The sequence below is a fragment of the Allobosea spartocytisi genome (genome assembly GCF_014764685.1).
Classification (GTDB): Bacteria; Pseudomonadota; Alphaproteobacteria; order Rhizobiales; family Beijerinckiaceae; genus Allobosea; species Allobosea spartocytisi.
Map to the genome: position 1 here is coordinate 1 of NZ_JACXWY010000034.1, position 20,306 is coordinate 20,306.

At 67.5% G+C, this 20,306-nt stretch carries 19 protein-coding genes; 7 read left to right on the forward strand and 12 right to left on the reverse strand.

Annotated elements, in window-relative coordinates; translation table 11 throughout:
• The 4 genes from IED13_RS26625 to tesB all read right to left on the reverse strand — a co-directional run.
• Positions 1-706: DNA translocase FtsK 4TM domain-containing protein (locus IED13_RS26625; protein WP_191125958.1), on the reverse strand; the 706-nt coding region annotated here is incomplete at its 3' end.
• A 213-nt stretch (positions 707-919) separates the two neighbouring features.
• Positions 920-2,278, reverse strand: coding sequence for an ammonium transporter (locus IED13_RS26630; RefSeq protein ID WP_112765107.1), 1,359 nt, complete (start codon positions 2,276-2,278; stop codon positions 920-922).
• A gap of 28 nt (positions 2,279-2,306) precedes the next feature.
• Positions 2,307-2,645 (reverse strand): P-II family nitrogen regulator, encoded by a 339-nt coding sequence (locus tag IED13_RS26635; protein ID WP_038358178.1) that lies wholly within the window; start codon positions 2,643-2,645, stop codon positions 2,307-2,309.
• A gap of 238 nt (positions 2,646-2,883) precedes the next feature.
• Complete coding sequence (gene tesB / locus IED13_RS26640; RefSeq protein WP_191125959.1) at positions 2,884-3,753, reverse strand: acyl-CoA thioesterase II; 870 nt, start codon at positions 3,751-3,753, stop codon at positions 2,884-2,886.
• 223 nt (positions 3,754-3,976) lie between these two features.
• On the opposite strand from tesB, the gene IED13_RS26645 reads away from it, so the two are divergent.
• Positions 3,977-5,224 (forward strand): ubiquinone biosynthesis hydroxylase, encoded by a 1,248-nt coding sequence (locus tag IED13_RS26645; protein WP_191125960.1) that lies wholly within the window; start codon positions 3,977-3,979, stop codon positions 5,222-5,224.
• 10 nt (positions 5,225-5,234) lie between these two features.
• Here the strand turns inward: IED13_RS26645 and IED13_RS26650 are convergent, their stop codons facing one another.
• The 4 genes from IED13_RS26650 to IED13_RS26665 all read right to left on the reverse strand — a co-directional run bounded on the left by IED13_RS26650 (position 5,235) and on the right by IED13_RS26665 (position 10,920).
• Positions 5,235-5,540 carry a type II toxin-antitoxin system RelE/ParE family toxin gene (locus tag IED13_RS26650; RefSeq protein WP_191125961.1) on the reverse strand — a complete coding sequence of 102 codons (306 nt, stop codon included), beginning with the start codon at positions 5,538-5,540 and terminating at the stop codon, positions 5,235-5,237.
• Positions 5,537-5,806: a CopG family ribbon-helix-helix protein gene (locus tag IED13_RS26655; RefSeq protein WP_191125962.1), complete on the reverse strand. Its 270-nt coding sequence runs from the start codon at positions 5,804-5,806 to the stop codon at positions 5,537-5,539. Before IED13_RS26655 ends, IED13_RS26650 begins: the two co-directional genes overlap by 4 nt.
• Before the next feature lie 65 nt (positions 5,807-5,871).
• A complete protein-coding gene (locus tag IED13_RS26660) occupies positions 5,872-6,069 on the reverse strand; it encodes a Trm112 family protein (RefSeq protein WP_038358169.1) in 198 nt (65 codons plus the stop codon).
• 9 nt (positions 6,070-6,078) lie between these two features.
• On the reverse strand, positions 6,079-10,920 hold the full coding sequence (locus IED13_RS26665; RefSeq protein ID WP_191125963.1) for an NAD-glutamate dehydrogenase: 4,842 nt from the start codon (positions 10,918-10,920) through the stop codon (positions 6,079-6,081).
• A gap of 182 nt (positions 10,921-11,102) precedes the next feature.
• Here IED13_RS26665 and IED13_RS26670 point away from each other — a divergent pair, with 182 nt between their 5' ends.
• Together IED13_RS26670 and IED13_RS26675 are read left to right on the forward strand one after the other, a co-directional pair.
• Entirely contained in the window at positions 11,103-11,651 is a 549-nt protein-coding gene (locus IED13_RS26670) for a peroxidase-related enzyme (RefSeq protein WP_112765123.1), read from the forward strand.
• Between the two features lie 329 nt (positions 11,652-11,980).
• Positions 11,981-12,349, forward strand: a complete 369-nt coding sequence (locus IED13_RS26675; protein ID WP_191125964.1) for a DUF2794 domain-containing protein — start codon at positions 11,981-11,983, stop codon at positions 12,347-12,349.
• Positions 12,350-12,351: 2 nt separating this feature from the next.
• Here the strand turns inward: IED13_RS26675 and IED13_RS26680 are convergent, their stop codons facing one another.
• The 4 genes from IED13_RS26680 to IED13_RS26695 all read right to left on the reverse strand — a co-directional run bounded on the left by IED13_RS26680 (position 12,352) and on the right by IED13_RS26695 (position 17,279).
• Entirely contained in the window at positions 12,352-12,888 is a 537-nt protein-coding gene (locus IED13_RS26680) for a GNAT family N-acetyltransferase (protein WP_038358161.1), read from the reverse strand.
• Between the two features lie 97 nt (positions 12,889-12,985).
• Positions 12,986-13,768 carry a Bax inhibitor-1/YccA family protein gene (locus IED13_RS26685; protein ID WP_112765112.1) on the reverse strand — a complete coding sequence of 261 codons (783 nt, stop codon included), beginning with the start codon at positions 13,766-13,768 and terminating at the stop codon, positions 12,986-12,988.
• Positions 13,769-13,986: 218 nt separating this feature from the next.
• Positions 13,987-16,575, reverse strand: a complete 2,589-nt coding sequence (locus IED13_RS26690) for an ABC transporter permease (protein WP_191125965.1) — start codon at positions 16,573-16,575, stop codon at positions 13,987-13,989.
• Positions 16,576-16,577: 2 nt separating this feature from the next.
• The gene (locus IED13_RS26695) at positions 16,578-17,279 is read right to left on the reverse strand and encodes an ABC transporter ATP-binding protein (protein ID WP_191125966.1); all 702 of its coding nucleotides are present in this window, start codon (positions 17,277-17,279) and stop codon (positions 16,578-16,580) included.
• A gap of 180 nt (positions 17,280-17,459) precedes the next feature.
• Here IED13_RS26695 and IED13_RS26700 point away from each other — a divergent pair, with 180 nt between their 5' ends.
• The 4 genes from IED13_RS26700 to IED13_RS26715 all read left to right on the forward strand — a co-directional run bounded on the left by IED13_RS26700 (position 17,460) and on the right by IED13_RS26715 (position 20,300).
• Positions 17,460-18,068, forward strand: coding sequence for an arylesterase (locus IED13_RS26700; RefSeq protein WP_248312789.1), 609 nt, complete (start codon positions 17,460-17,462; stop codon positions 18,066-18,068).
• Between the two features lie 81 nt (positions 18,069-18,149).
• A complete protein-coding gene (locus IED13_RS26705; protein ID WP_112765113.1) occupies positions 18,150-19,205 on the forward strand; it encodes an aldo/keto reductase in 1,056 nt (351 codons plus the stop codon).
• Positions 19,206-19,431: 226 nt separating this feature from the next.
• Entirely contained in the window at positions 19,432-20,007 is a 576-nt protein-coding gene (gene thpR / locus IED13_RS26710) for an RNA 2',3'-cyclic phosphodiesterase (protein ID WP_191125968.1), read from the forward strand.
• Positions 20,004-20,300 (forward strand): 4a-hydroxytetrahydrobiopterin dehydratase, encoded by a 297-nt coding sequence (locus IED13_RS26715; protein ID WP_038358149.1) that lies wholly within the window; start codon positions 20,004-20,006, stop codon positions 20,298-20,300. Before thpR ends, IED13_RS26715 begins: the two co-directional genes overlap by 4 nt.
• Positions 20,301-20,306 lie beyond the last annotated feature (6 nt).

A 20,306-nucleotide genomic window follows, 5' to 3' on the forward strand; every position in this document is an offset into this window, starting at 1 on the left:
CGGGCGGGTGGGGCAGGCGGCGCAGGATCGCCGCGCGCAGCGCCATCGCGCCATGGGCGAGCCAGCCGATCAGGATGACGGCGATGCCGGGCTCCTCGTCGCCGCGCTCCTCGCCATCGGAGAGGCCGTCATCGGCCTCGTCGTCGAGGGCCGGATCCTCGTCATGGACGAAGCCGAAGCCGGCGGCGGCGGTGACGGCGAGAATGGCGATGCCGGCATAAAGGAAGCCGACGAGGCTCGCGACGGCGCCTCCGGCGATGCCTGCGATGTTGCGGGTGCCGAAGAGCAGCCCGTCGCCGATGACGCCGCCCATGCCGGTCGGCAGCGGCCAGCGCGGCGTCGCCGGCAGGGCGCTGGCGACGGCGGCAGCGGCGGCGACGCCAACGACCCAGAGGCCGAGCTTGAGCGCGCCGCGGTCGAAGAGGTGGAAGCGGACCAGCCGCAACGCCCAGATCATCGGCGGGAAGAGCAGGGCGATGACGCCGAGCCCGACGAGCTGCATCAGCAGGTCGGCGATCATGGCGCCCGGACGGCCGAGCCAGTTGCGGACCGCGCCATTGGTGGCGTTGTTGAGGCTCGGATCGTTGGCCGACCAGCTCGCGAGGGCCAGGGCGACGACCGCCATCAGCGCGAGCAGCCCCAGCCCGGTCAGCTCGGCGGCGCGGCGCGACAGGAACTCCCGCACCGGATCGGGCAGGCGGTCCATAAGCGATCGGGAGCGGCGGATGGTGCGCATGCGGCTTCGAGTCGTATTCCGGGCTTTGGGCCGCATCATGCCGGCCATATCCTCCACGTTAGGAAGCTGTGGTTAAGGCCCGCTTAACCTTGAAGCACGTCGATCTTGCGGCAGTGCACAGACATGAAAAAACCCCGGCGGTTTCACGCCGGGGTCGGTTTCACGTGAATCGCTGAGCGATGATCACATGTTGTAGGCGCGCTCGCCATGCTCGGCGATGTCGAGGCCCTCGCGCTCCTGATCGGGCGTGACGCGCAGGCCGACGACGACATCGACGATCTTGTAGAGGATGAAGGAGCCGACGCCGCACCAGACGACCGCGACGGCGACCGCGACGAACTGCTTCCAGACCTGCGCGCCCATGGCGTAGTCGGCGACGCCGACGCCGCCGAGTGCCGGGGCGACGAAGATGCCGGTGCCGATCGAGCCGATGATGCCGCCGACGCCGTGGACGCCGAAGACATCGAGCGAGTCGTCATAGCCGAGCGCGTTCTTCACCGTGGTGCAGAAGAAGAAGCAGACGATGCCCGCGACGGCGCCGAGCACGATCGCGCCCATCGGCCCGATGAGGCCGGCGGCCGGGGTGACGGCGACGAGGCCGGCGACGATGCCCGAGAGCATGCCGAGCAGCGAGGGCTTGCCCTTGACGATCCACTCGATGAAGAGCCAGCCGAGGCCCGCTCCGGCCGTGGCCGTGAAGGTGTTGATCATGGCGAGCGCGGCGCCGCCGGTGGCTTCGAGATTGGAGCCGGCATTGAAGCCGAACCAGCCGACCCACAGGACTGCGGTGCCGATGAAGGTCATCGTCAGCGAGTGCGGCGACATCAGCTCCTTGCCGTAGCCGATGCGCTTGCCGACCAGGAGCGCGCCCACCAGCGCCGCGATACCGGCATTGATGTGGACGACCGTGCCGCCGGCGAAGTCGAGCGCGCCGAGGGTGAAGAGGTAACCCTCCGAGAACCAGACCATATGGGCCATCGGGAAGTAGACGAAGGTGCCCCAGAGGATGACGAAGAGGATCATCGCGGAGAACTTCATGCGCTCGACCAGTCCGCCGACGATCAGGGCGGGCGTGATCATCGCGAAGGTCATCTGGAAGCAGATGAAGACGTATTCAGGGATCACGACGCCCTTGGTGAAGGTGTCGGAGGTGGAATCCGGCGTCACGCCGGCGAGGAAGGCCTTGGAGAAGGAGCCGATGAAGCTCGTCAGCGAGCCGCCCGAGGTGAAGGCGAGGCTGTAGCCGTAGATCACCCAGACGATGCACATGATCGCGGCGATCGCCGTGATCTGCGTCATCACCGAGAGCATGTTCTTGGTCCGGGAGAGGCCGCCATAGAACAGCGCCAGCCCCGGCAGCGTCATGAAGAGGACGAGGAGCGAGGACACCAGCATCCAGGCGGTGTCGCCCTTGTTGGGCACGGCCGCGGCGGCGGCCGCCGGCGCCTCGGGAGCCGCCGTCTGGGCCAGGGCCGCGCCGGCGCAGAGCGCGGCGAGCGTGAGGCCGGTCAGCCCGGCCCGCAGGGAAGTCCTGAAATTCATTGCTTGAAACTCCTGAAGGGTCGGGGGCTCAGAGGGCGTCGCCGTCGGTCTCGCCGGTGCGGATGCGCACCGCCTTCTCGATCGAGGAGACGAAGATCTTGCCGTCACCGATCTGGCCGGTACGGGCGGCGGCGGTGATCGCCTCGATCACCTTGCCGACGAGCTCGTCGGCGACAGCCACCTCGATCTTGATCTTGGGCAGGAAGCTCACGGCGTATTCGGCGCCGCGGTAGATCTCGGTATGACCCTTCTGCCGGCCATAGCCCTTCACTTCAGTCACTGTCAGGCCGTGCACGCCGATGGCGGTGAGCCCGTCGCGCACCTCCTCCAGCTTGAACGGCTTGATGATCGCCATCACGATTTTCATCTGCTGGGTTTCCCCTTTACGCCGCCTGGTCGTCAGCCCCGGCGAACTCGTTGCGCCTCGCCCGCCCTGCGATGCGCAGTGCGACGCAGCGCATAATTCAAGGGACGTGCCAAAGCGCTCCGCGGGCCGGCGTCAGCCTCCGGGCGGGGGAATCAGGCACAGATCAGCCGAAAATCGAATCTGGAGCGCCTATTCGATAGGCATTTGCTTTCTCGTTATGCAATTGCCTGAAAAGGCGTCAGGCGCGATCCGGCCGTGGGCGGATCAGGCCTTCCTGCGCCACGGAGGCCACCAGCCGCCCCTCGCGGTCGAAGACGAGGCCGCGCGAGAAGCCGCGCGCGCCCGAGGTCGAGGGGCTGTCCTGCGCGTAGAGCAGCCATTCATCGGCGCGGAAGGGGCGGTGGAACCAGAGTGCGTGGTCGAGGCTCGCGCCCTGGATCTTCTGGTCGAAAACGGTCGTGCCATGCGCGATGAGGCTGGAATCGAGCAGCATGAGGTCCGAGGCGTAGGCGAGAACGCTGCGATGCAGGGCTGGCTCGTTGGGCAGGGTCTCCATCGCCCGGATCCAGACGTTGAACTTCGGCTCCATCTTGCCGCCGGTGCGGTAGCGCTCGAGCTCGACGGGGCGGATCTCGATCGGCCGCTTGCGCTGGTAATAGGCCTGCACCGCATCCGGCATATGCGGCAGCACGGTCTTCGCCATCTCCTCGCGATCCGGCAAGTCCTCGGGCATCGGGACGTCCGGCATCGGCATCTGGTGCTCGTAGCCGGGCTCATCGACCTGGAAGGAGGCCGACATGGCGAAGATCGCCTCGCCCTTCTGGATGGCGAGCACGCGCCGCGTCGTGAAGGAGCGGCCGTCGCGCAGGCGATCGACTTCATAGACGATCGGCATCTCCGGGTCGCCAGGCAGCAGGAAATAGGCATGCAGCGAATGCGGTTGGCGGTCTTCCACGGTCTTGCAGGCGGCATAGAGCGACTGCGCGATCACCTGGCCGCCGAAGACGCGCGGCCAGGTCGACTTCGGGCTGCGACCGCGGAACAGATTGCTTTCGAGCTGCTCGAGGTCGAGGATCGCCGTCAGGGAAGCGCTGATCTGCTGTGACATGAGGCCGTATCGCGGTCGGGTTGACGTTGGCATCGGCGGCCCGCAGAGGAACAGCCGGGTTTACCCGCATCAGCACCGAGGCGGCTTGCCTCGTCAAGCGGGCCGCCATGGCGTCGGGCCGAAAAGTGGAAACCGCTTTTCGGAAGAATCCGATGCGATAACAAATGGATAGATCACGGTTATCGCGTCCGGCAGGACGCGCGGCGATCCAGGGAGAAGCAGAATGGCCGTCGTGCCGGACGCAAGCATGCGCATCGTCATCGCCGGTGGCGGCATCGCCGGATTGAGTCTCGCGCTCGCCTTGAAGCAGGCGCTCGGAGCGGGCTTCGCGGTGGTGCTGGCCGATCCGGGGGTGAACGCCGCTCCCAAGCCCGACAACCGCGCCTATGCGGTGGCGGCGGGCGCCCGCTCGATGCTGGAGACGCTCGGCGTCTGGGAAGCGGTCTCCGGCCACGCCCAGGCGATGATGGAGATGGTGATCTCGGACAGCCGAACGAACGATGCCGTCCGGCCCATCTTCCTCACCTTCGACGGTGAGGTCGAGCCCGGCCAGCCTTTCGCCCATATGGTCGAGAATGCCGCGCTGGTGGCGGAGCTGAAGGCCGCCTGCGAGCGGGCCGGGGTCGATCTGAGGCCGGTCGGCGTGCGCGGTTTCGCCGTCGAGGACGAGGCTGTCGCGATCACCTTCGCCGATGGTGCCGAGGACAAGGCGGCGCTGCTGGTCGCGGCCGATGGCGCCCGCTCGCGGCTGCGCGAGCAGGCCGGGATCGGCTGGGTCGGCTGGAATTATCCGCAATCCGGCATCGTCGCGACGATCGGCCATGAGCGGCCGCATCACGGCAGGGCGGTCGAGCACTTCCTGCCTTCGGGGCCCTTCGCCATCCTGCCGCTCAGCGACGGCGGCAGGCTCGGCCACCGCTCCTCGATCGTCTGGACGGAGAGGACCGGCAACGTCGCGCCGCTGCTGTCGCTCGATGCGCAGGACATGTTGGCCGAGATCGAGATGCGCTTCGGGTTCGAGCTCGGCGAGATCACGCTGGAGAGCCCGGTGAGCGCCCATCCGCTCGGCTTCGGCGTGGCGCGGCGCTTCGTCGACCAAAGGTTCGCGCTGCTGGGCGATGCCGCCCATCTCATCCACCCGATCGCGGGACAGGGGCTCAATCTCGGGCTGAAGGATGTCGCGGCGCTGGCGGAGGTCATCGTCGATGCCGCGCGCCTCGGGCTCGATGCCGGCGCGCTCGACGTGCTCGAGGATTACGAGACGGCGCGCCGCTTCGACACGGTCGCGATGGGTGCGGTGACGGACGGGCTCAACCGGCTGTTCTCGAACGATGCGACGCCGCTGCGGCTGGCACGCGATCTCGGGCTCGGGCTGGTCGATCGGCTGCCGGGGCTGAAGCGCTTCTTCATCCGCGAGGCCGCCGGTGTCGCCGGTGCGCCGCCGCGGCTGTTGCGGGGCGAGACGCTCTGAGCGCGCCCGCTCAGCCTGGCCAGTCCTCCTCAGGCCAGTCGCGCGCGGTGTGAATGACGCGCAGGATCGCGACGACCTCGCGGCCGCCCTGGAGCGCGAGCGCATAGGCCAGGATGTAGGGCAGGCGGGGAACCAGTTTCTCGTAGACGCCACTCACGCGTCCCGGCCGTCCGGTCGCGAAATCACCGAGCTCGTTCCCGGCCTGCTCGATGGCATCGACGACCCGCTCAGCCGCGTCGGGGTTGTCTTCGGCGATGTATCGAAGGATATCGAGGTAGTCGCGTCTGGCATCGTCCGACCAGATGACGGGCCTCATCCTCGGCCGGCCTTCCTCAGCCTCGCATCCGCGACGATTTGGCGAGCCTCGGCGGTGACCTGGTCGTGCGCGAAGACCCGTCCGGCCTCGACGTCGCCCAAGCCGCGTTTGATCCCCTCGATGATCTCAAGCTCGCGGTCGACATAGGCTGACACCGCCTCGCCCGCGAGGAAGGATTTGCTGCGCCGGGTGTCGGTCGCGATTCGCTCCAGCTTGCGCTTCGTCTCGGCCGAAACCCGAATCGTCATCGTTTCCGTCGCAGCCATCGTTCCGACTCCTGTGTTGTCGTGTGTACATCTTAACACAAGGGAGAGGAGCTAGCGACGCGGCTTCAATCCTCCAGCGGGCGAGCCTCTTCCGGCAGCATGATCGGGATGCCGTCGCGGATCGGGTAGGCGAGCTTCGCGGCGCGGCTGATCAGTTCCTGCCTCGCCGCGTCGTATTCCAGCGTGCTCTTGGTCAGCGGGCAGACCAGGATCTCGAGCAGCTTGGGATCGACTCGGGTGGTCGTGTCGGTTTCGTTGGTCATGCGGCTTCCTTAGCTCTTGCGCGGCAGGTCGGCCAGCATCCCGGCCGCGACCATCAGCTTCGGCAGGGTGAGGCCCGAGGTGGCGATGGCGTTGATCGTACTGCGGGTGCGCTCGACATCCTGGCCGCGCTCGGCGAGCCAGCTTTCGAGCGAGCCCTTGCCGCCATCCGAGGAGGCGATCTCCTGCGTCATCTGCGCATGGGCGTCGTCGAGCGTCTCCACGGCCCGTTCGCGGGCGAGACGCTCATAGTCGTCCGTCGCCGGCACCGCCGCTGCGGCCGCCTCGAGATTCGAGAGGCCGAAGAAGGCATCGACGCCGAAATGGATGCGGGCGACATCGCTGATCTTGCGCTTGCTGCGCTCGGCGATGTCGACGATATCCGTCGCCTGGGCGAGCGAGGGCAGGCTGGCGACACGGGTGGCGAGCGCCTCTGGCACGCCCTCGGAGGAGAGGACGGCGATGCGGGCGAGCCGCGCCTGGGCGGCGGCTTCCGGCAGCAGCGCATCGAGCTCGGCCGAGAGATCGGTAACACCCCTGGCGTAATGCGCGATGGTCTGCTCGATCGTGCCAGGCTTGGCCGCGCCACGCCGCAGGAACCAGCCCATGCGGTCGATGACGAGCTCCTGTGCGGCGGCATAGAGGCCGAGCTGGGTCTTGCCGGGAATCTTCGCATCGAGCGTGTCGATCTCGCCGTTGAGGCCGATGAGATCGAACGAATCGCGCGCGATCGCGTAGGCGGCGGCGATGGCCGGGACCTCCGAACGGGTCAGCGCCGCCAGGATCGGGACCAGCGCCGGCCCGCCGCGATTGACGATGGCGTTGGCGAGCTGGGTCGCGACGATCTCGCGGCGCAGCCTGTGCCCGGCGATCTCGTCCGGATAGGCGTCGCGCAGCGCCTTTGGGAAATAGCGGACCAGTTCGGTGGCGAGATAGGGGTCGTCCGGCACGCTCGATTCGAGCAGCGCGTCGTGCAGCGCGAGCTTGGCATAGGCCAGCAGCACGGAGAGTTCCGGCCGCGTCAGCCCCTCGCCGCGCTTCTCGCGCTCGACGAGCTGGGCGTCGCTCGGCAGGAACTCGACGCCGCGGTCGAGCCGGCCGTCCTGCTCCAGCGTCTGCATCAGGAAGCGCAGGCCGGGCGTCGCAGCCACGCCCTTGGCCTCGGTGAGCGAGAGCGCCAGCGTCTGCAGGTAGTTGTTGCGCAGGACGAGCAGCCCGACCTCGTCGGTCATCGCCGCGAGCAGTTCGTTGCGCTTTTCCTCCTTGAGGCGGCCGTCCTTCACCGGGTTGGCGAGCGCGATCTTGATGTTGACCTCGACGTCCGAGGTGTTGACGCCGGCGGAGTTGTCGATGGCGTCGGTGTTGAGCTTGACGCCCTTGCGCGCCGCCTCGATGCGGCCGCGCTGGGTCACGCCGAGATTGGCGCCCTCGCCGATGACGCGGGCCCGGAGATCGTTGCCGGCGATGCGGATCGCGTCGTTGGCGCGGTCGCCGACCTGGGCGTCACTCTCGTCCGTGGCGCGGATATAGGTGCCGATGCCGCCGAACCAGAGCAGGTCGACACGGCTTTTCAGGATCGCGGTCATCAGCTCGGGCGGCGAGACCTCCTTCTTGTCGAGGTCGAGCAGCGCCCGGATCTCGGCCGAGAGCGGGATGCTCTTGGCCTGGCGCGAGAAGATGCCGCCGCCCTTCGAGATCAGGCTCTTGTCGTAGTCCTGCCAGGACGAGCGCGGCAGGGCGAAGAGGCGCTGGCGCTCGGCCAGCGAGCTGGCCGGATCGGGATCGGGATCAAGGAAGATGTCGCGGTGGTCGAAGGCAGCGACGAGCTTGATCTCGGGCGAGAGCAGCATGCCGTTGCCGAAGACGTCGCCCGACATGTCGCCGACGCCGGCGACGGTGAAGGGCGAGGTCTGGATGTCGACATCGACCTCGCGGAAATGGCGCTTCACCGCTTCCCAGGCGCCGCGCGCCGTGATGCCCATGCCCTTGTGGTCATAGCCTTGAGAGCCGCCGGAGGCGAAGGCGTCGCCGAGCCAGTGATGCTTCTCCAGCGAGATCGCGTTGGCGGTGTCGGAGAAGGTCGCCGTGCCCTTGTCGGCAGCGACGACGAGATAGGGGTCGTCGCCGTCATGACGCACCGTGTCCGGCGGCGGCACGATGGTCTCGCCGTCGAGATTGTCGGTGAGCTCGAGCAGGTTGCGGACGAAGATGCGGTAGCTCTCGGTGCCCTCGGCGAGCCAGGCGGCGCGATCGGATGCCGGCGGAAGCTGCTTCGGCACGAAGCCGCCCTTGGCGCCGACCGGGACGATCACCGCGTTCTTGACCTGCTGCGCCTTGACCAGGCCGAGCACCTCGGTGCGGAAATCCTGCGGGCGGTCGGACCAGCGCAGGCCGCCGCGCGCGACCTTGCCGAAGCGCAGATGAATGCCCTCGACGCGCGGCGAATAGACGAAGATCTCGTAGAGCGGGCGCGGTAGCGGCAGGCCGTCGACCTGAGCGCAGTCGAATTTGAAGGTGATGGTGCCGCGCGGCTGGCCGTCCGGACCGATCTGGAAGAAGTTGGTGCGCAGCGCGGCATCGACCAGATTGACCAGGCGACGCAGGATGCGGTCCTCGTCGAGGCTGGTGACGGCGTCGAGCGCGCCCTCGATTTCGGCGCGCTTCTGCGCCATGCGCTGCTCGCGCTCCTCCGGCTTGATGCGCGGATCGAACTTGGCGGTGAAATAGCCGACGAGGTCGGCGGCGATGCCGGGGTGGCGCGTCAGCGCGTCGGCGATGTAGCCCTGCGCATAGGGCGCGCCGACCTGCCGGAGATAGCGCCCGAAGGCGCGCAGCAGCGCGGCTTCCCGCCAGCCGAGGCCGGCGGCGAGCACGAGCTGGTCGAAGCGGTCCGATTCGGCGAGTCCACGGAACTGCGCCATCAGCGCGGCTTCGATGGTCGGGTCGAGATGCTCGATGTCGATCTCGCCGTCGTCGGCGCGCTCCAGCGTCATGTCGTGGAGCCAGACGCGGACGTCCTCGCCCGCGCCGCCATTGCCCTGCGGCAGGACGTTGTAGGTCCGCTCGTTGACGACGCGGAAACCCATATTCTCCAGCAGCGGGACGCGAGCCGAGAGCGAGATCGCGCCACCGCGCGAGAACACCTTGAGATTGGCGCGCGTCGCCGCGTCACCCTCGCGGCGGTAGAGATTGACGGCGCGCGGACGCTCCGCCGAGAGCTGCTGCAGCATCTCGATGTCGATCAGTGCATCCGTGGCGGAGAAGCGCTCGCGATAGGCGGCGCCGAAGGCGGCGGCATAGCGCTCGGCGAGCGCGCGGGCGGCGGGCCCGGCCTTCTCCTGGTCGAGGACGTCCTTCAGCCCGTCGCTCCAGGTGCGGACGATCGCGCCGATGCCGGCTTCGAGCGTGGCGCGGTCGATCCGGGGCGTTTTCCCCTCGTCGCGGCCGATGATGTAATGGGTGCGCGACAGCGGCCCTTCCGGATAGGCGGGATAGGCAGCCGAGATCCGCCCGTTATAGACGCGGGCGAGGAATTCGCCGACGCGCAGGCGGACATTGGTGTCGTAGCGGTCCTTCGGGATGAAGACGAGGATCGAGACGAAGCGGTCGAACTCATCGACACGGGCGAGCGCCCGGATGCGCGGCCGCTCGGTGAGCTGCAGGATGTCGAGCGCGAACTGCTCCAGCGTCGGCACGTCGATCTGGAAGAGCTCGTCGCGCGGATAGGCATCGAGCACGTTCAGCAGGGCGCGGCCGGAATAGCTTGCCGGGTCGAAGCCGATATTCTTGGCGACGCGGGCGACCTTGAGGCGCAGATAGGGGATGGCGCGGGCCGAACCGGTATAGGCGTTCGAGGTCAGCAAGCCGACGATGCGCAATTCGCCGTCGAGCCGCCCTTCCGGCGTGAACAGCTTGACGCCGACATAGTCGAGATGGACGCGCCGGTGGACGCGGCTCTTGACGTTGGCCTTGGTGATGATGAGCGCTTGCGGCCGGGCCAGGAAGGCGCGGATCTCGGGCGTGGTCGTCACCAGCTCGCGGCCGCGGCGCAGCACCTTGACGGCGGGGTCGCGCAGGATGCCGAGGCCGGAGCCCTCGATCGGGTCGGCGGCGACGTCGCCGCCGGGGAAACGATAGGCGCGCGCGCCGAGCAGGGTGAAATTGTCGCCGGCGATCCATTCGAGGAATTGCAGCGCCTCGGCGATTTCGTCCTCGGGCAGCGGCGGCGGATTGGCGCGATAGGCCTGGATGACCTCGGTGATGCGCCCGCGCATCGCCGCCCAGTCGTCGACCGCGAGGCCGACATCGGCATAGACTTGGCCGAGCCCATGCTCGAGGCGCTGGCGCGCCTCCGCCGAATCGATTCGGTCGAGATGGATATGGATCAGGCTCTCGCGACGGGTCCCTTCCGGCGCCCTGCCTGCCGCCTCACCGGCGAGCGAGACGAATCGGCCCTTGGCGTCGCGGGCCACGGCCAGGATCGGGTGGGCGACGAGGCGCGGCTCGTAGCCCTGGTCCTGCAATTCCGCCAGCGTCGAATCGAGCAGGAACGGCTTGTTGTCGTTGACGACCTCGAGGATCGTGATCTGGTGCTTGCGGCCATCCGCCTCGAACTCGTCGTCGCGGAAGCGCAGATTGATCGTCTCGGGCTCGCGCGGCTCGGTGAGGTGCTCATAGGCAGCCGCTGCCGCGCGGGCGAGCAGCTCCGGCGGCAGGATTTCGAGATCCTCGGCGACGGAGCGACCGTAGAGCAGCCTTGGAAATTCGGCGGGCATGGGCGATTTCAGCCCGGCGGCAGCAGCTTCAATGGCGGCAACCGCCGCGGCCGTGGCATTCGTGACCCGCTTGCCCATGCTCAACCCCCGTTGTTTTGCCGCAGCGATGACATAGGCTGCACGGCCTTTCAACTTTGCCTTGCCCAACAAAGCGGCAAAATTGCTGTTCCCGGACCAAGACAGGACGCACCATGGCGACGAAGCATGACAAACCAAAGGTCGGAGAGGAACCTGCGAAGCAGGATGCTCCGCCGGCCGTGATGGCGCTCGCTCTCGATCCGGGCGCGCTTTCGGCGGAGAATCAAGCTTATTTCGAGAAATGCCAGGAAAAGCTCGGCTTCGTGCCGAATGTGCTGGCGTCCTATGCCCATGACGACGCCAAGCTCTCGGCCTTCGCCGCCTTCTACAACGACCTGATGCTGGCGCCCTCGGGGCTCTCGAAGCTGGAGCGCGAGATGATCGCGGTGGCGGTGTCGAGCGTGAACCGCTGCTATTACTGCCTCACCGCTCATGGCGCCGCGGTGCGCCAGCTCTCGGGCGATCCCGTGCTCGGCGAGCTGATGGTGATGAACTACCGCGCGGCCGCGCTTTCCAGGCGCCATCGCGCCATGCTGGATTTCGCGGTGAAGCTGACCGAGACGCCGCATCTGATCGGCGAGGAGGATCGCGCGGTGCTGCGCGAAGCCGGCTTCAGCGAGCGCGACATCTGGGACATCGGCGCGGTGGCGGCCTTCTACAACATGTCGAACCGGATGGCCTCGGCGGTCGATATGCGCCCGAATGCGGACTATCACCGGCAGGCGCGCTGAGGCCCAAAAAGAAAACGGCCGGCGCAATGCCAGCCGCTAGTTGGCCTCGACCCGATGGCCCGGCTCCACCGGAACTCCGGGGGGCTGGGGGCTGACAAGCCGGGGCTCAGCAGAACCGGGCCGTCGAGGCAACGACCGTAATTGAGCGGCGCAACTTGGCGGGTCGTTGGCGCGTTGACGGCGAAATTGCGGCATTGCTGACGAAGCCGCGAGGAGCGGCGGCGGGCGATCTCCGCTGCCGGTGCGGTGTCCCTTGCCAGCTCGCTATCGCGGGCGCATCATCGCGGCATGTCGAGTTCGCGTTTCATCCACCGGAGCGGGGAGGCGCCATGAGCGAAAGCGAAACGCCACAATCGCGGCCGGCCGACGCCGTCGTGAGTTTTCCGGCGCCGGCACGGCCCACCACCGTCACCTTCGATCGACGCGAGCTTTCCGAACTGCTCAATCTCTATGGCCGCATGGTCGCGGCCGGTGAGTGGCGCGACTACGCCATCGATTTCCTGAAGGACAAGGCGCAGTTCTCGGTCTTCCGCCGCTCCTCCGAAATGCCGCTCTACCGCATCGTGAAGGACCCGGCGCTGGCGCGCCGGCAGGGAGCCTATTCGGTGGTGGCGGCGACGGGGCTGATCCTGAAGCGCGGCTCGGAATTGTCGCGCGTGCTCAGGGTGCTCGACAGGCAGCTCAGCATCGTGAACTGAGATCAGAAGCCCGGCGGCGAGCGGTCGGCCTCGCCGAGCTCCTTCTGCATCAGCATCTGGTCGAGCCAGCGGCCATGCTTGAAGCCGACCTTCTCGGCGACCCCGATCAGCCGGAAACCCGCCTTCTCATGCAGGCGCCGCGAGCCGATCGAGGCGCCGGTGCCGTCGCCGATGACGGCGATCATCTGGCGGAAGCCACGCTGCGTGCATTCGGCGATCAACGCATCGAGCAGCAGGCTGCCGATCCCGAGCCCCTGCGCGGCGGGCGCGAGGTAGATCGAGTTCTCGACAGTGGCGCGATAGGCCGGGCGGGGGCGGTAGGCCCCGGCATAGGCATAGCCGAGCAGGGCGCCATCGCGCTCGGCGGCGAGATAGGGATAACCGCCGGCCAGGGTCGCTTCGAGGCGGCGCAGCATCTCGGCCTCGCCCGGCGGGTCGAGCTCCCAGGAGGCGGTGCCGTTGCACACCGCATGGGCGTAGATGGCCGCGATGGCGGGAATGTCGACAGGGGCGGCCGGGCGGATCGAAGGCAGTGTCATGCCTGCAGATTGAGCAACGGCCGTGCCAAAACAAATGCCCCGGCCTTGCGGCCGGGGCATGTCGGCTCCGTGGAAGGAGCAGGTCCGTCTCGCTCGCTTACTCGCGGTTGCCGAGCAGCGAGAGGAGGAACTGGAACATGTTGACGAAGTTCAGGTACAGCGACAGCGCGCCGTTGACCGAAAGCTTCGCGGCTTCCTCGGGGTTCATGTCCGAGGAGAGGTACATCTCCTTCAGACGCTGGGTGTCCCAGGCGGTGAGGCCGGCGAAGATGCCGACGCCGACCAGCGAGATCACGAAGCCGAGCCCGCTCGAGGCGAGGAAGATGTTCACGAGCGAGGCCAGGATCAGGCCAATCAGGCCCATGACCAGGAACGAGCCCATGCCCGACAGCGACTTGCTGGTGGTGTAGCCGTAGAGGCTGAGGCCGCCGAAGGCCGCCGCCGTGATGAAGAACACCTGCACCACCGAGGCGCCGGTGTAGCGGATCAGCAGCGTCGACATCGAGACGCCCATGACCGCCGCGAAGGCGAAGAACATGGAACGGGCCGAGGAGGCCGACATCCGGTCGATCCGGAACGAGAAGAAGAAGATGAAGGCCAGCGGCGCGAGCGCGAACACCCACATCAGCGGCGTGCCGTACATCAGCTGGCCGAAGGAGGTGAGATAGGTGTTGCCGATACGCGCGACGGCGTTGGCCTGGTCGGTGACGGCCATCTTGTTGACGCCCAGCGCGAACAGCGCCGAGATCGCCAGACCGATCACCATGTTGTTGTAGACGCCGAGCATGAACGAGCGCAGGCCCTGATCCATCTCGACGGCGCTGGTCTGCTGTGCGCGGCCGGCACCCCAGACTGGAGCATTGCGGTCGAAGTTGCTCATCGAGCGAGTTTCCCCTGACGTAGTTTCGGACGACGGAAGGCACGCAATGCCACCCGTCCTCGCGCACAATCATCGCGATGGAGGGAATATGAGGGGGTTTCGCCTTCCTTACAAGAGCCGGCCATGGTTAAGGCCGGTGCGAGCATAGAAGTTCGGCCGGCGCCGCATGCAGAATTACAGGATTTTAATGTCTATCCCGGTGATGGTTCGGTCAGTCATCATAAATTCCTGAGATGAGAAGCCGGCGCTTTCGACAGTATTTTTATCGTACCGACGAGCCCGAACAGGACGGTAACCACGATAGCGGCAGTCGCAGCCAGTAAAGCACCGGTCGGATCACTGACGAATTCGATGCGCATCACTTGCGTGACGACACCCCAGCCGGCCGCAGTACCCGCGACAACGCCGAACAGCGCCGCGACCAGTCCGATGGCGGCGTATTCAAGGGCGTACGACGAAAGTATGAAGCGACGGGTCGCGCCGAGGGTCTTCAGGATCATCGCGTCATAGAGCCGCGCCCTCTGTCCGGCCGCCAGCGCGCCACCCAGAACCAGCAGGCTGGCGGCGATGGCGAGGCCCGAGGCGCCGCGGATCGCGGTGGCGAGCTGTTCGACGATGGTGTTGACCGCCTCCAGCGCATCCTTGACCCGGACGGCGGTGACGGCCGGGAACTCGGTTGCGAGCCGGCGCATCAGAGCGGGGTCGCCGGAGCCGTTGCCATTCGGGGCCGCGGTGATGGTGGCGAGATCGGTATGCGGGGCGCCCGCGAAGGTGTTGGGCGAGAACACCATGACGAAATTGATGCCGAAGGAACGCCAGTCGATGCTGCGGAAGTTGGCGACGCGGGCAGTGATGCTGCGCCCGAGCACGTTGACGGTGAGCCGGTCACCGATCTTGAGGCCGATGCCGGCGGCGTTCTGCGCGTCGAAGGACACCAGCGGCTCGCCCTTGTAGTCGGCCGGCCACCATTCTCCCGCTGCGATCTTCGAGCCCTCGGGAAGGCCCGCCGCATAGGTAATGCCGCGGTCGCCATCGAGCACCCAGGCGGATTGCTCGCTCGCCTTGACGTCCTCGGCGCGGGTGTCGTTCACCGCCAGGATGCGCCCGCGCATCATCGGCACGCGCTCGACGGCCGCGCCCGGTCTTTCCTGCGCGAGGAAAGCGTCGAAGCGGGCGGAATCTCGGCTGGGGATGTCGAGGAAGAAGAAGCTCGGCGCCTTGGCCGGCAGCGCGCCGGTGAGCTGGCGCGTCAGGCTGACATCGATGAAGGCGAGCGCCGAGAGCAGGGCGACGCCCAAGCCCAGCGAAAGCACCAGCGACGGGGTCAGGGCGCCCGGGCGATGGCTGTTGGCGAGCGCCATCCTGAGCGACGGGCTGCGCGGGCGGGGCAGGCGGCGGGCGAGCGCCATCAGTCCGACCGAGACTCCGCGCAAGAGCACGAAGACGCCGAACATGACGCCGATATAGATCAGCGCGATGCGCCGGTCATAGGCGAAGCCGAGCGCGACGCCGACCAATCCGGCCAGCGCCAGCAGGCAGAGAACAAGGTAGATCGCGCGTGGGCGGCGCGGATCGGGCTCGACCTGGTCACGGAACAGGGCCGAAACCGGCACGTCATGGGCGCGGCCGAGCGGGATGATGGCGAAGACCAGGGCCGTCAGCAGGCCGTAAAGCGCGGCGATGGCGAGCTCTCCAGGCGCCAGCGTCGGCTCGAAGGGCACGGGCAGGATGCTTTGCAGCACGGCGCCGAGCGCGAAGGGGGCGGCAGCGCCGAGCACGAGGCCGATCGCGGTGCCGATGGCGGCGACGAGCATCACCTCGGTCAGATGGATCGCGACGACGCGCCCGCCGGTGGCGCCGACGGCTTTCATGGTGGCGAAGTCGAGCTTCTTGGCCTCGACGAAGCGGCGCACCGCATTGGCGACGCCGACGCCGCCGACCAAGAGGGCGGTGAGGCCGACCAGCGTCAGGAACTGGGTGAAGCGTTCGAGATTGCGCTGGAAGCTCGGCGCGGCATTGGCGCGGGAGCGGATTTCCCAGCCGGCGTCGCGCTGCTGCGTGCCGGCATCCGCGATCAGCCTGTCGAGATCGGCGTCACCAGACGCAGCCTGCGGCAGTTGGAGGCGGTAAGTCCAGCGGATCAGGCTGCCGGGCTGGATCAGGCCGGTGGCGCGCAGCGCGTCCTGCGAGATGAGGAGGCGCGGGCCGAAGCCGACTCCGGCGGCGATCTTGTCGGGCTCGGAGACGAGATTGGCGCGGAGCTGGATCTTCGCGCCGCCGACCGTGACGGTGTCGCCGGGCTTGAGGTCGAGCCGGCCGAACAGGATGGGGTCGGCGACTGCGCCATAGGTACCGTCGCGCTCGCCGAGCAGGCCGGCGATCGGCTGCCGAGGGTCGGTCTCGACCGTGCCGATGCTGGGATAACCGGCATCGACGGCCTTGATCTCGACAAGGGCCGCGCCCTTCTCGCCGGCATTGGCCATGGCGCGCATCGTGGCGATGGTCGAGACCGTGCCGCGAGCCGTCAGGAAGGTGAGCTCCTGCGGTGTCGCCTCGCGCTGGATCAGGCTGAAGGAGGCGTCGCCGCCGAGGATGCGCCGGCCTTCGCGCGCCAGCCCCTCGGTGAGGCCGCGCGAGGCGGAGGCGACGGCGGCGATGGTCATGACGCCCAGCGCCAGGCAGGCGATGAAGACGCCGAAGCCGCGCAGGCCGGCGCGCAGATCGCGCAGGGCCAGGCGCAGCGACAGGCCGAAGCCGAGGGAGGAGCGGGCGGGCGGGCCGCCGAGCGGCTTGACGGGCGCGTGCATCGTCAGATGTCCGCCATCGCGTCTTCTTGCTCGATCACGCCGGAGCGCAGGCGGACGGTGTGGTCGCAAAGCGCCGCGAGCGAGAGGTCATGGGTAACGAGCACGAGGGTGGCGCCGCGCTCGCGCTTCAAGGCGAAGATCAGGTCGACGATGGAGCGGCCGGTCGCCTCGTCCAGATTGCCGGTCGGTTCGTCGGCGACGAGGATCGCCGGATCGGGCGCGACGGCCCGCGCGATGGCGACGCGCTGCTGCTCGCCACCGGAAAGCTGCGCCGGATAATGGTCCATGCGGTGGCCGAGGCCGACATTGCGGAGTTCGGCCTCGGCGCGGGCGAAGGCGTCGGGGGTGCCGGCAAGCTCGAGCGGCAGCGCCACGTTCTCACGCGCCGTCATGGTCGGCACGAGATGGAAGGACTGGAAGACGATGCCGATACGCCGGCCGCGGAAGACCGCGAGCCCGTCCTCGTCGAGCTGGCCGAGATCCTGTCCCGCGACCTTGACGATGCCGGAATCGGGGCGCTCCAGCCCGGCCATGGTCATCAGCAGGGTCGACTTGCCGGAGCCGGAAGGGCCGACGAGGCCCGACGCCTCGCCATCGGACAGCGACACCGAGACGCCTTTCAGGATATGGACGCGAGCGGCTCCACGCCCCAAACTTAAATGCACATCCTGCAACTCGATCGCCGGGGCGGCCTTTTCGCTCATCACGCCATGATCCTGACTTACGCTTCCATCGCCGTCCCGGCCGGGACCTCGTCGCGGCCCCTGCGGAGCCGTGAGGCGCCAAGGCGGGGCTTGCGCCGATATGGGCGCGATCTCGCACTTGTCCAATCATTTGCGGCGATTTTCACGCTGATCGCCCTCACCTTGATGGTGGCTGCTCCGATGGCCTTCGCCCAGACCGCGACCCCGGTTCCTCCGGCCGGAAAGACGCTCAAGCTCGTGGCGTTCGGCGATTCGCTCTCGGCCGGCTACAACCTGCCGGGCAGCGCCGCCTTCCCTGCCGTTCTGGAGCAAGCGCTGCGCCAGACGGGCGTCGCTGTCGAAATCGTGAATGCCGGCGTTTCCGGCGACACGACGCAGGGCGGGTTGGAGCGGCTCGACTGGTCGGTGCCTGACGGGACCGATGGCGTCATCCTCGAACTCGGCGCCAACGATGCCCTGCGCGGTGTCGATCCGGCCCAGACGCGGCAAGCGCTGGAGGCGATGATCGAGCGTTTGAAAGAGCGTGGCATCCCCGTGATGCTCGCCGGCATGTATGCGCCGCGCAATCTCGGCACGGATTATGCCAAGCGCTTCGATGCGATCTATCCGGAGCTTGCGGAAAAGCACGCTCTGGTGCTTTACCCCTTCTTCCTGGAGGGCATCGCGGGCGACCGCGCGCTGAACCAGGCGGACGGGCTCCATCCCACGGTCGAGGGCGTCAAGGTCATCGTCCGCAACATCCTGCCGACGGTCGAGCGCTTCATCGCGACGCTGCCGGCCAGATCCTGATCCGTTCCCGATTCCCGCGGGACGAATCCCCAAGCCTTTTTCCACGCCGCCCGCCGGCACCGTTTCCGGAGTTGCTTTGCCATGGACTACCGCCGCCTCGGACGCACCGATCTCAAGGTCTCGGTGATCTGCCTGGGAACCATGACCTGGGGGGAGCAGAATACGGAGGCCGAAGGCCACGCCCAGATGGACTACGCTGTCGAGCAGGGCGTCAATTTCTTCGATACCGCCGAGCTCTATTCGATCCCGCCGAAACCGGAAACGCAGGGCTCGACCGAGCGGATCATCGGCAGCTGGTTCAAGGCACGCGGGAAGCGCGACAAGATCATCCTGGCCTCGAAGATCTGCGGGCGCGGCGGCAATAGCTGGTTCCGCGACGACCAGAGTCCGACACGCGTCACCCGCAAGCAGATCATGGAGGCGGTCGACAAGAGCCTCGCGCGGCTGCAGACCGATTACATCGACCTCTACCAGATCCATTTTCCCGAGCGGCCGATGCCCTGGGGCTCGAACCCGACGCGCTTCTCGCATGCCGCCTATGAGAAGCCGGCCGACGAGACCTCGATTCCCGAGCAGCTCGACGCCTTCGCCGAGGTGGTGAAGGCCGGCAAGATCCGCCATCTCGGCCTCTCCAACGAGAGCGCCTGGGGCACCATGCGCTTCGTCGCCGATTCGGAGGTTCGCGGCACGCCACGCGTCCAGTCGATCCAGAACGCCTACAGCCTCCTGAACCGCACCTTCGAGACGGCGCTGGCCGAGGTCGCGATCCGCGAGGATGTCGGGCTGCTCGCCTATTCGCCGCTGGCGCAGGGCTATCTCACCGGCAAATATCTCGACGGCGCCCGCCCGGCCGGGGCGCGCACGACGCTGTTCAACCGCGGCCAGCGCTATGAGGGCGCGGGCGCCGAGGATGCGATCAAGCGCTACATCGCGCTGGCGCGCGAGGCCGGGCTCGACCCGGCGCAGATGGCGCTCGCCTTCGTCAATTCGCGCGATTTCGTGACGGCCAACATCATCGGCGCGACCTCGATGGAGCAGCTCAGGACCGACATCGCCTCGATAGACGTCAAGCTGACGCCCGAGATCGAAGCGAAGATCGACGCGATCCACCAGCTCGTCGGCAATCCCTGCCCCTGATTTTCAAAATATCGCGTCATTCCGGGCGAAGCGAAGCGTAGACCCGAAATCCATTGTAGGGCGTGACACCCTCCGATGGATTCCGGATGGGCGCCGCTGACGCGGCTTGTCCGGAATGACGGTGCGCGGGAACGGCTTGCGCGATGCAGGTGAAAAGCGGTTCCCTTGAGCCGGCTTCCCGCCTACCGTCTCGCCAGAGTCACAATCGCTTGGCAGGAATCGACTCATGCCGAGGCTGTTCATCGCTCTGGAAATCCCCGCCGATGTCGCATCCGAGCTGACGCTGCATCGCGGCGGCCTGTCGGGCGCGCGCTGGATCGAGCCGCCCGACTACCATGTCACGCTGCGTTTCCTCGGCGATGTCGACCGGCGCATGGCGAACGACATCGACCATATGCTGTCCGATCTCAGCGCCTATCCCTTCGAGGTGACGCTCGATGCGCTCGGCTCTTTCGGCGGCGACAAGCCGCGCGCCGTCTTCGCCCGGGTGGTGCCGAGCAAGGCGCTGACCGAGCTCCAGGGCGATGTCGAGCGGCAGATGCGCCGGCTCGGCATGCCCGCCGAGGGGCGCAAATTCGTGCCGCATGTCACGCTGGCCCGGCTGCGCGACACCTCGCCGGTCGAGCTCGCGCATTATCTCAGCCTGCATCCGATCATTAGGCCGATCAACTTCACTGCGCGCCGCGTGGCGCTGATGTCGTCGCGCGATTCGACCGGTGGCGGGCCCTATGTGCTGGAGGCCGCCTATCCGCTCGGCCCGTCCTATCCCAATCGCCTGCCGAGGGAGGTCCAGCGGCGATGACGAGACCCAAGCGACTCAGCCCCGAGGCTCAGGCGGAGGCGCTGGCGACCCTGACCGGCTGGAAGCTGGCGCAGGGCCGCGAGGCGATCAGCAAGCGCTTCGTCTTTCGCGATTTCAGCGAGGCCTTCGGCTGGATGACGCGGGTGGCGCTGCTGGCCGAGGCGGCGAATCACCACCCCGAATGGTCGAATGTCTACCGGACGGTCGATGTGACGCTCGCGACCCATGATGCCGGCGGTCTGACCGAGCTCGACGTCAAGCTGGCACGAGCCATCGACGCCCTGGGGAATTGAGCGGGC

Excerpts from the sequence above, each read along its gene's own strand:
- IED13_RS26630 (WP_112765107.1), bottom strand. The coding sequence starts at position 2,278 with ATGAATTTCAGGACTTCCCTGCGGGCCGGGCTGACCGGCCTCACGCTC.
- IED13_RS26635 (WP_038358178.1), bottom strand. The coding sequence starts at position 2,645 with ATGAAAATCGTGATGGCGATCATCAAGCCGTTCAAGCTGGAGGAGGTG.
- tesB (WP_191125959.1), bottom strand. The coding sequence starts at position 3,753 with ATGTCACAGCAGATCAGCGCTTCCCTGACGGCGATCCTCGACCTCGAG.
- IED13_RS26645 (WP_191125960.1), top strand. The coding sequence starts at position 3,977 with ATGGCCGTCGTGCCGGACGCAAGCATGCGCATCGTCATCGCCGGTGGC.
- IED13_RS26650 (WP_191125961.1), bottom strand. The coding sequence starts at position 5,540 with ATGAGGCCCGTCATCTGGTCGGACGATGCCAGACGCGACTACCTCGAT.
- IED13_RS26655 (WP_191125962.1), bottom strand. The coding sequence starts at position 5,806 with ATGGCTGCGACGGAAACGATGACGATTCGGGTTTCGGCCGAGACGAAG.
- IED13_RS26660 (WP_038358169.1), bottom strand. The coding sequence starts at position 6,069 with ATGACCAACGAAACCGACACGACCACCCGAGTCGATCCCAAGCTGCTC.
- IED13_RS26665 (WP_191125963.1), bottom strand. The coding sequence starts at position 10,920 with ATGGGCAAGCGGGTCACGAATGCCACGGCCGCGGCGGTTGCCGCCATT.
- IED13_RS26670 (WP_112765123.1), top strand. The coding sequence starts at position 11,103 with ATGGCGCTCGCTCTCGATCCGGGCGCGCTTTCGGCGGAGAATCAAGCT.
- IED13_RS26675 (WP_191125964.1), top strand. The coding sequence starts at position 11,981 with ATGAGCGAAAGCGAAACGCCACAATCGCGGCCGGCCGACGCCGTCGTG.
- IED13_RS26680 (WP_038358161.1), bottom strand. The coding sequence starts at position 12,888 with ATGACACTGCCTTCGATCCGCCCGGCCGCCCCTGTCGACATTCCCGCC.
- IED13_RS26685 (WP_112765112.1), bottom strand. The coding sequence starts at position 13,768 with ATGAGCAACTTCGACCGCAATGCTCCAGTCTGGGGTGCCGGCCGCGCA.
- IED13_RS26690 (WP_191125965.1), bottom strand. The coding sequence starts at position 16,575 with ATGCACGCGCCCGTCAAGCCGCTCGGCGGCCCGCCCGCCCGCTCCTCC.
- IED13_RS26695 (WP_191125966.1), bottom strand. The coding sequence starts at position 17,279 with ATGAGCGAAAAGGCCGCCCCGGCGATCGAGTTGCAGGATGTGCATTTA.
- IED13_RS26700 (WP_248312789.1), top strand. The coding sequence starts at position 17,460 with ATGGCCTTCGCCCAGACCGCGACCCCGGTTCCTCCGGCCGGAAAGACG.
- IED13_RS26705 (WP_112765113.1), top strand. The coding sequence starts at position 18,150 with ATGGACTACCGCCGCCTCGGACGCACCGATCTCAAGGTCTCGGTGATC.
- thpR (WP_191125968.1), top strand. The coding sequence starts at position 19,432 with ATGCCGAGGCTGTTCATCGCTCTGGAAATCCCCGCCGATGTCGCATCC.
- IED13_RS26715 (WP_038358149.1), top strand. The coding sequence starts at position 20,004 with ATGACGAGACCCAAGCGACTCAGCCCCGAGGCTCAGGCGGAGGCGCTG.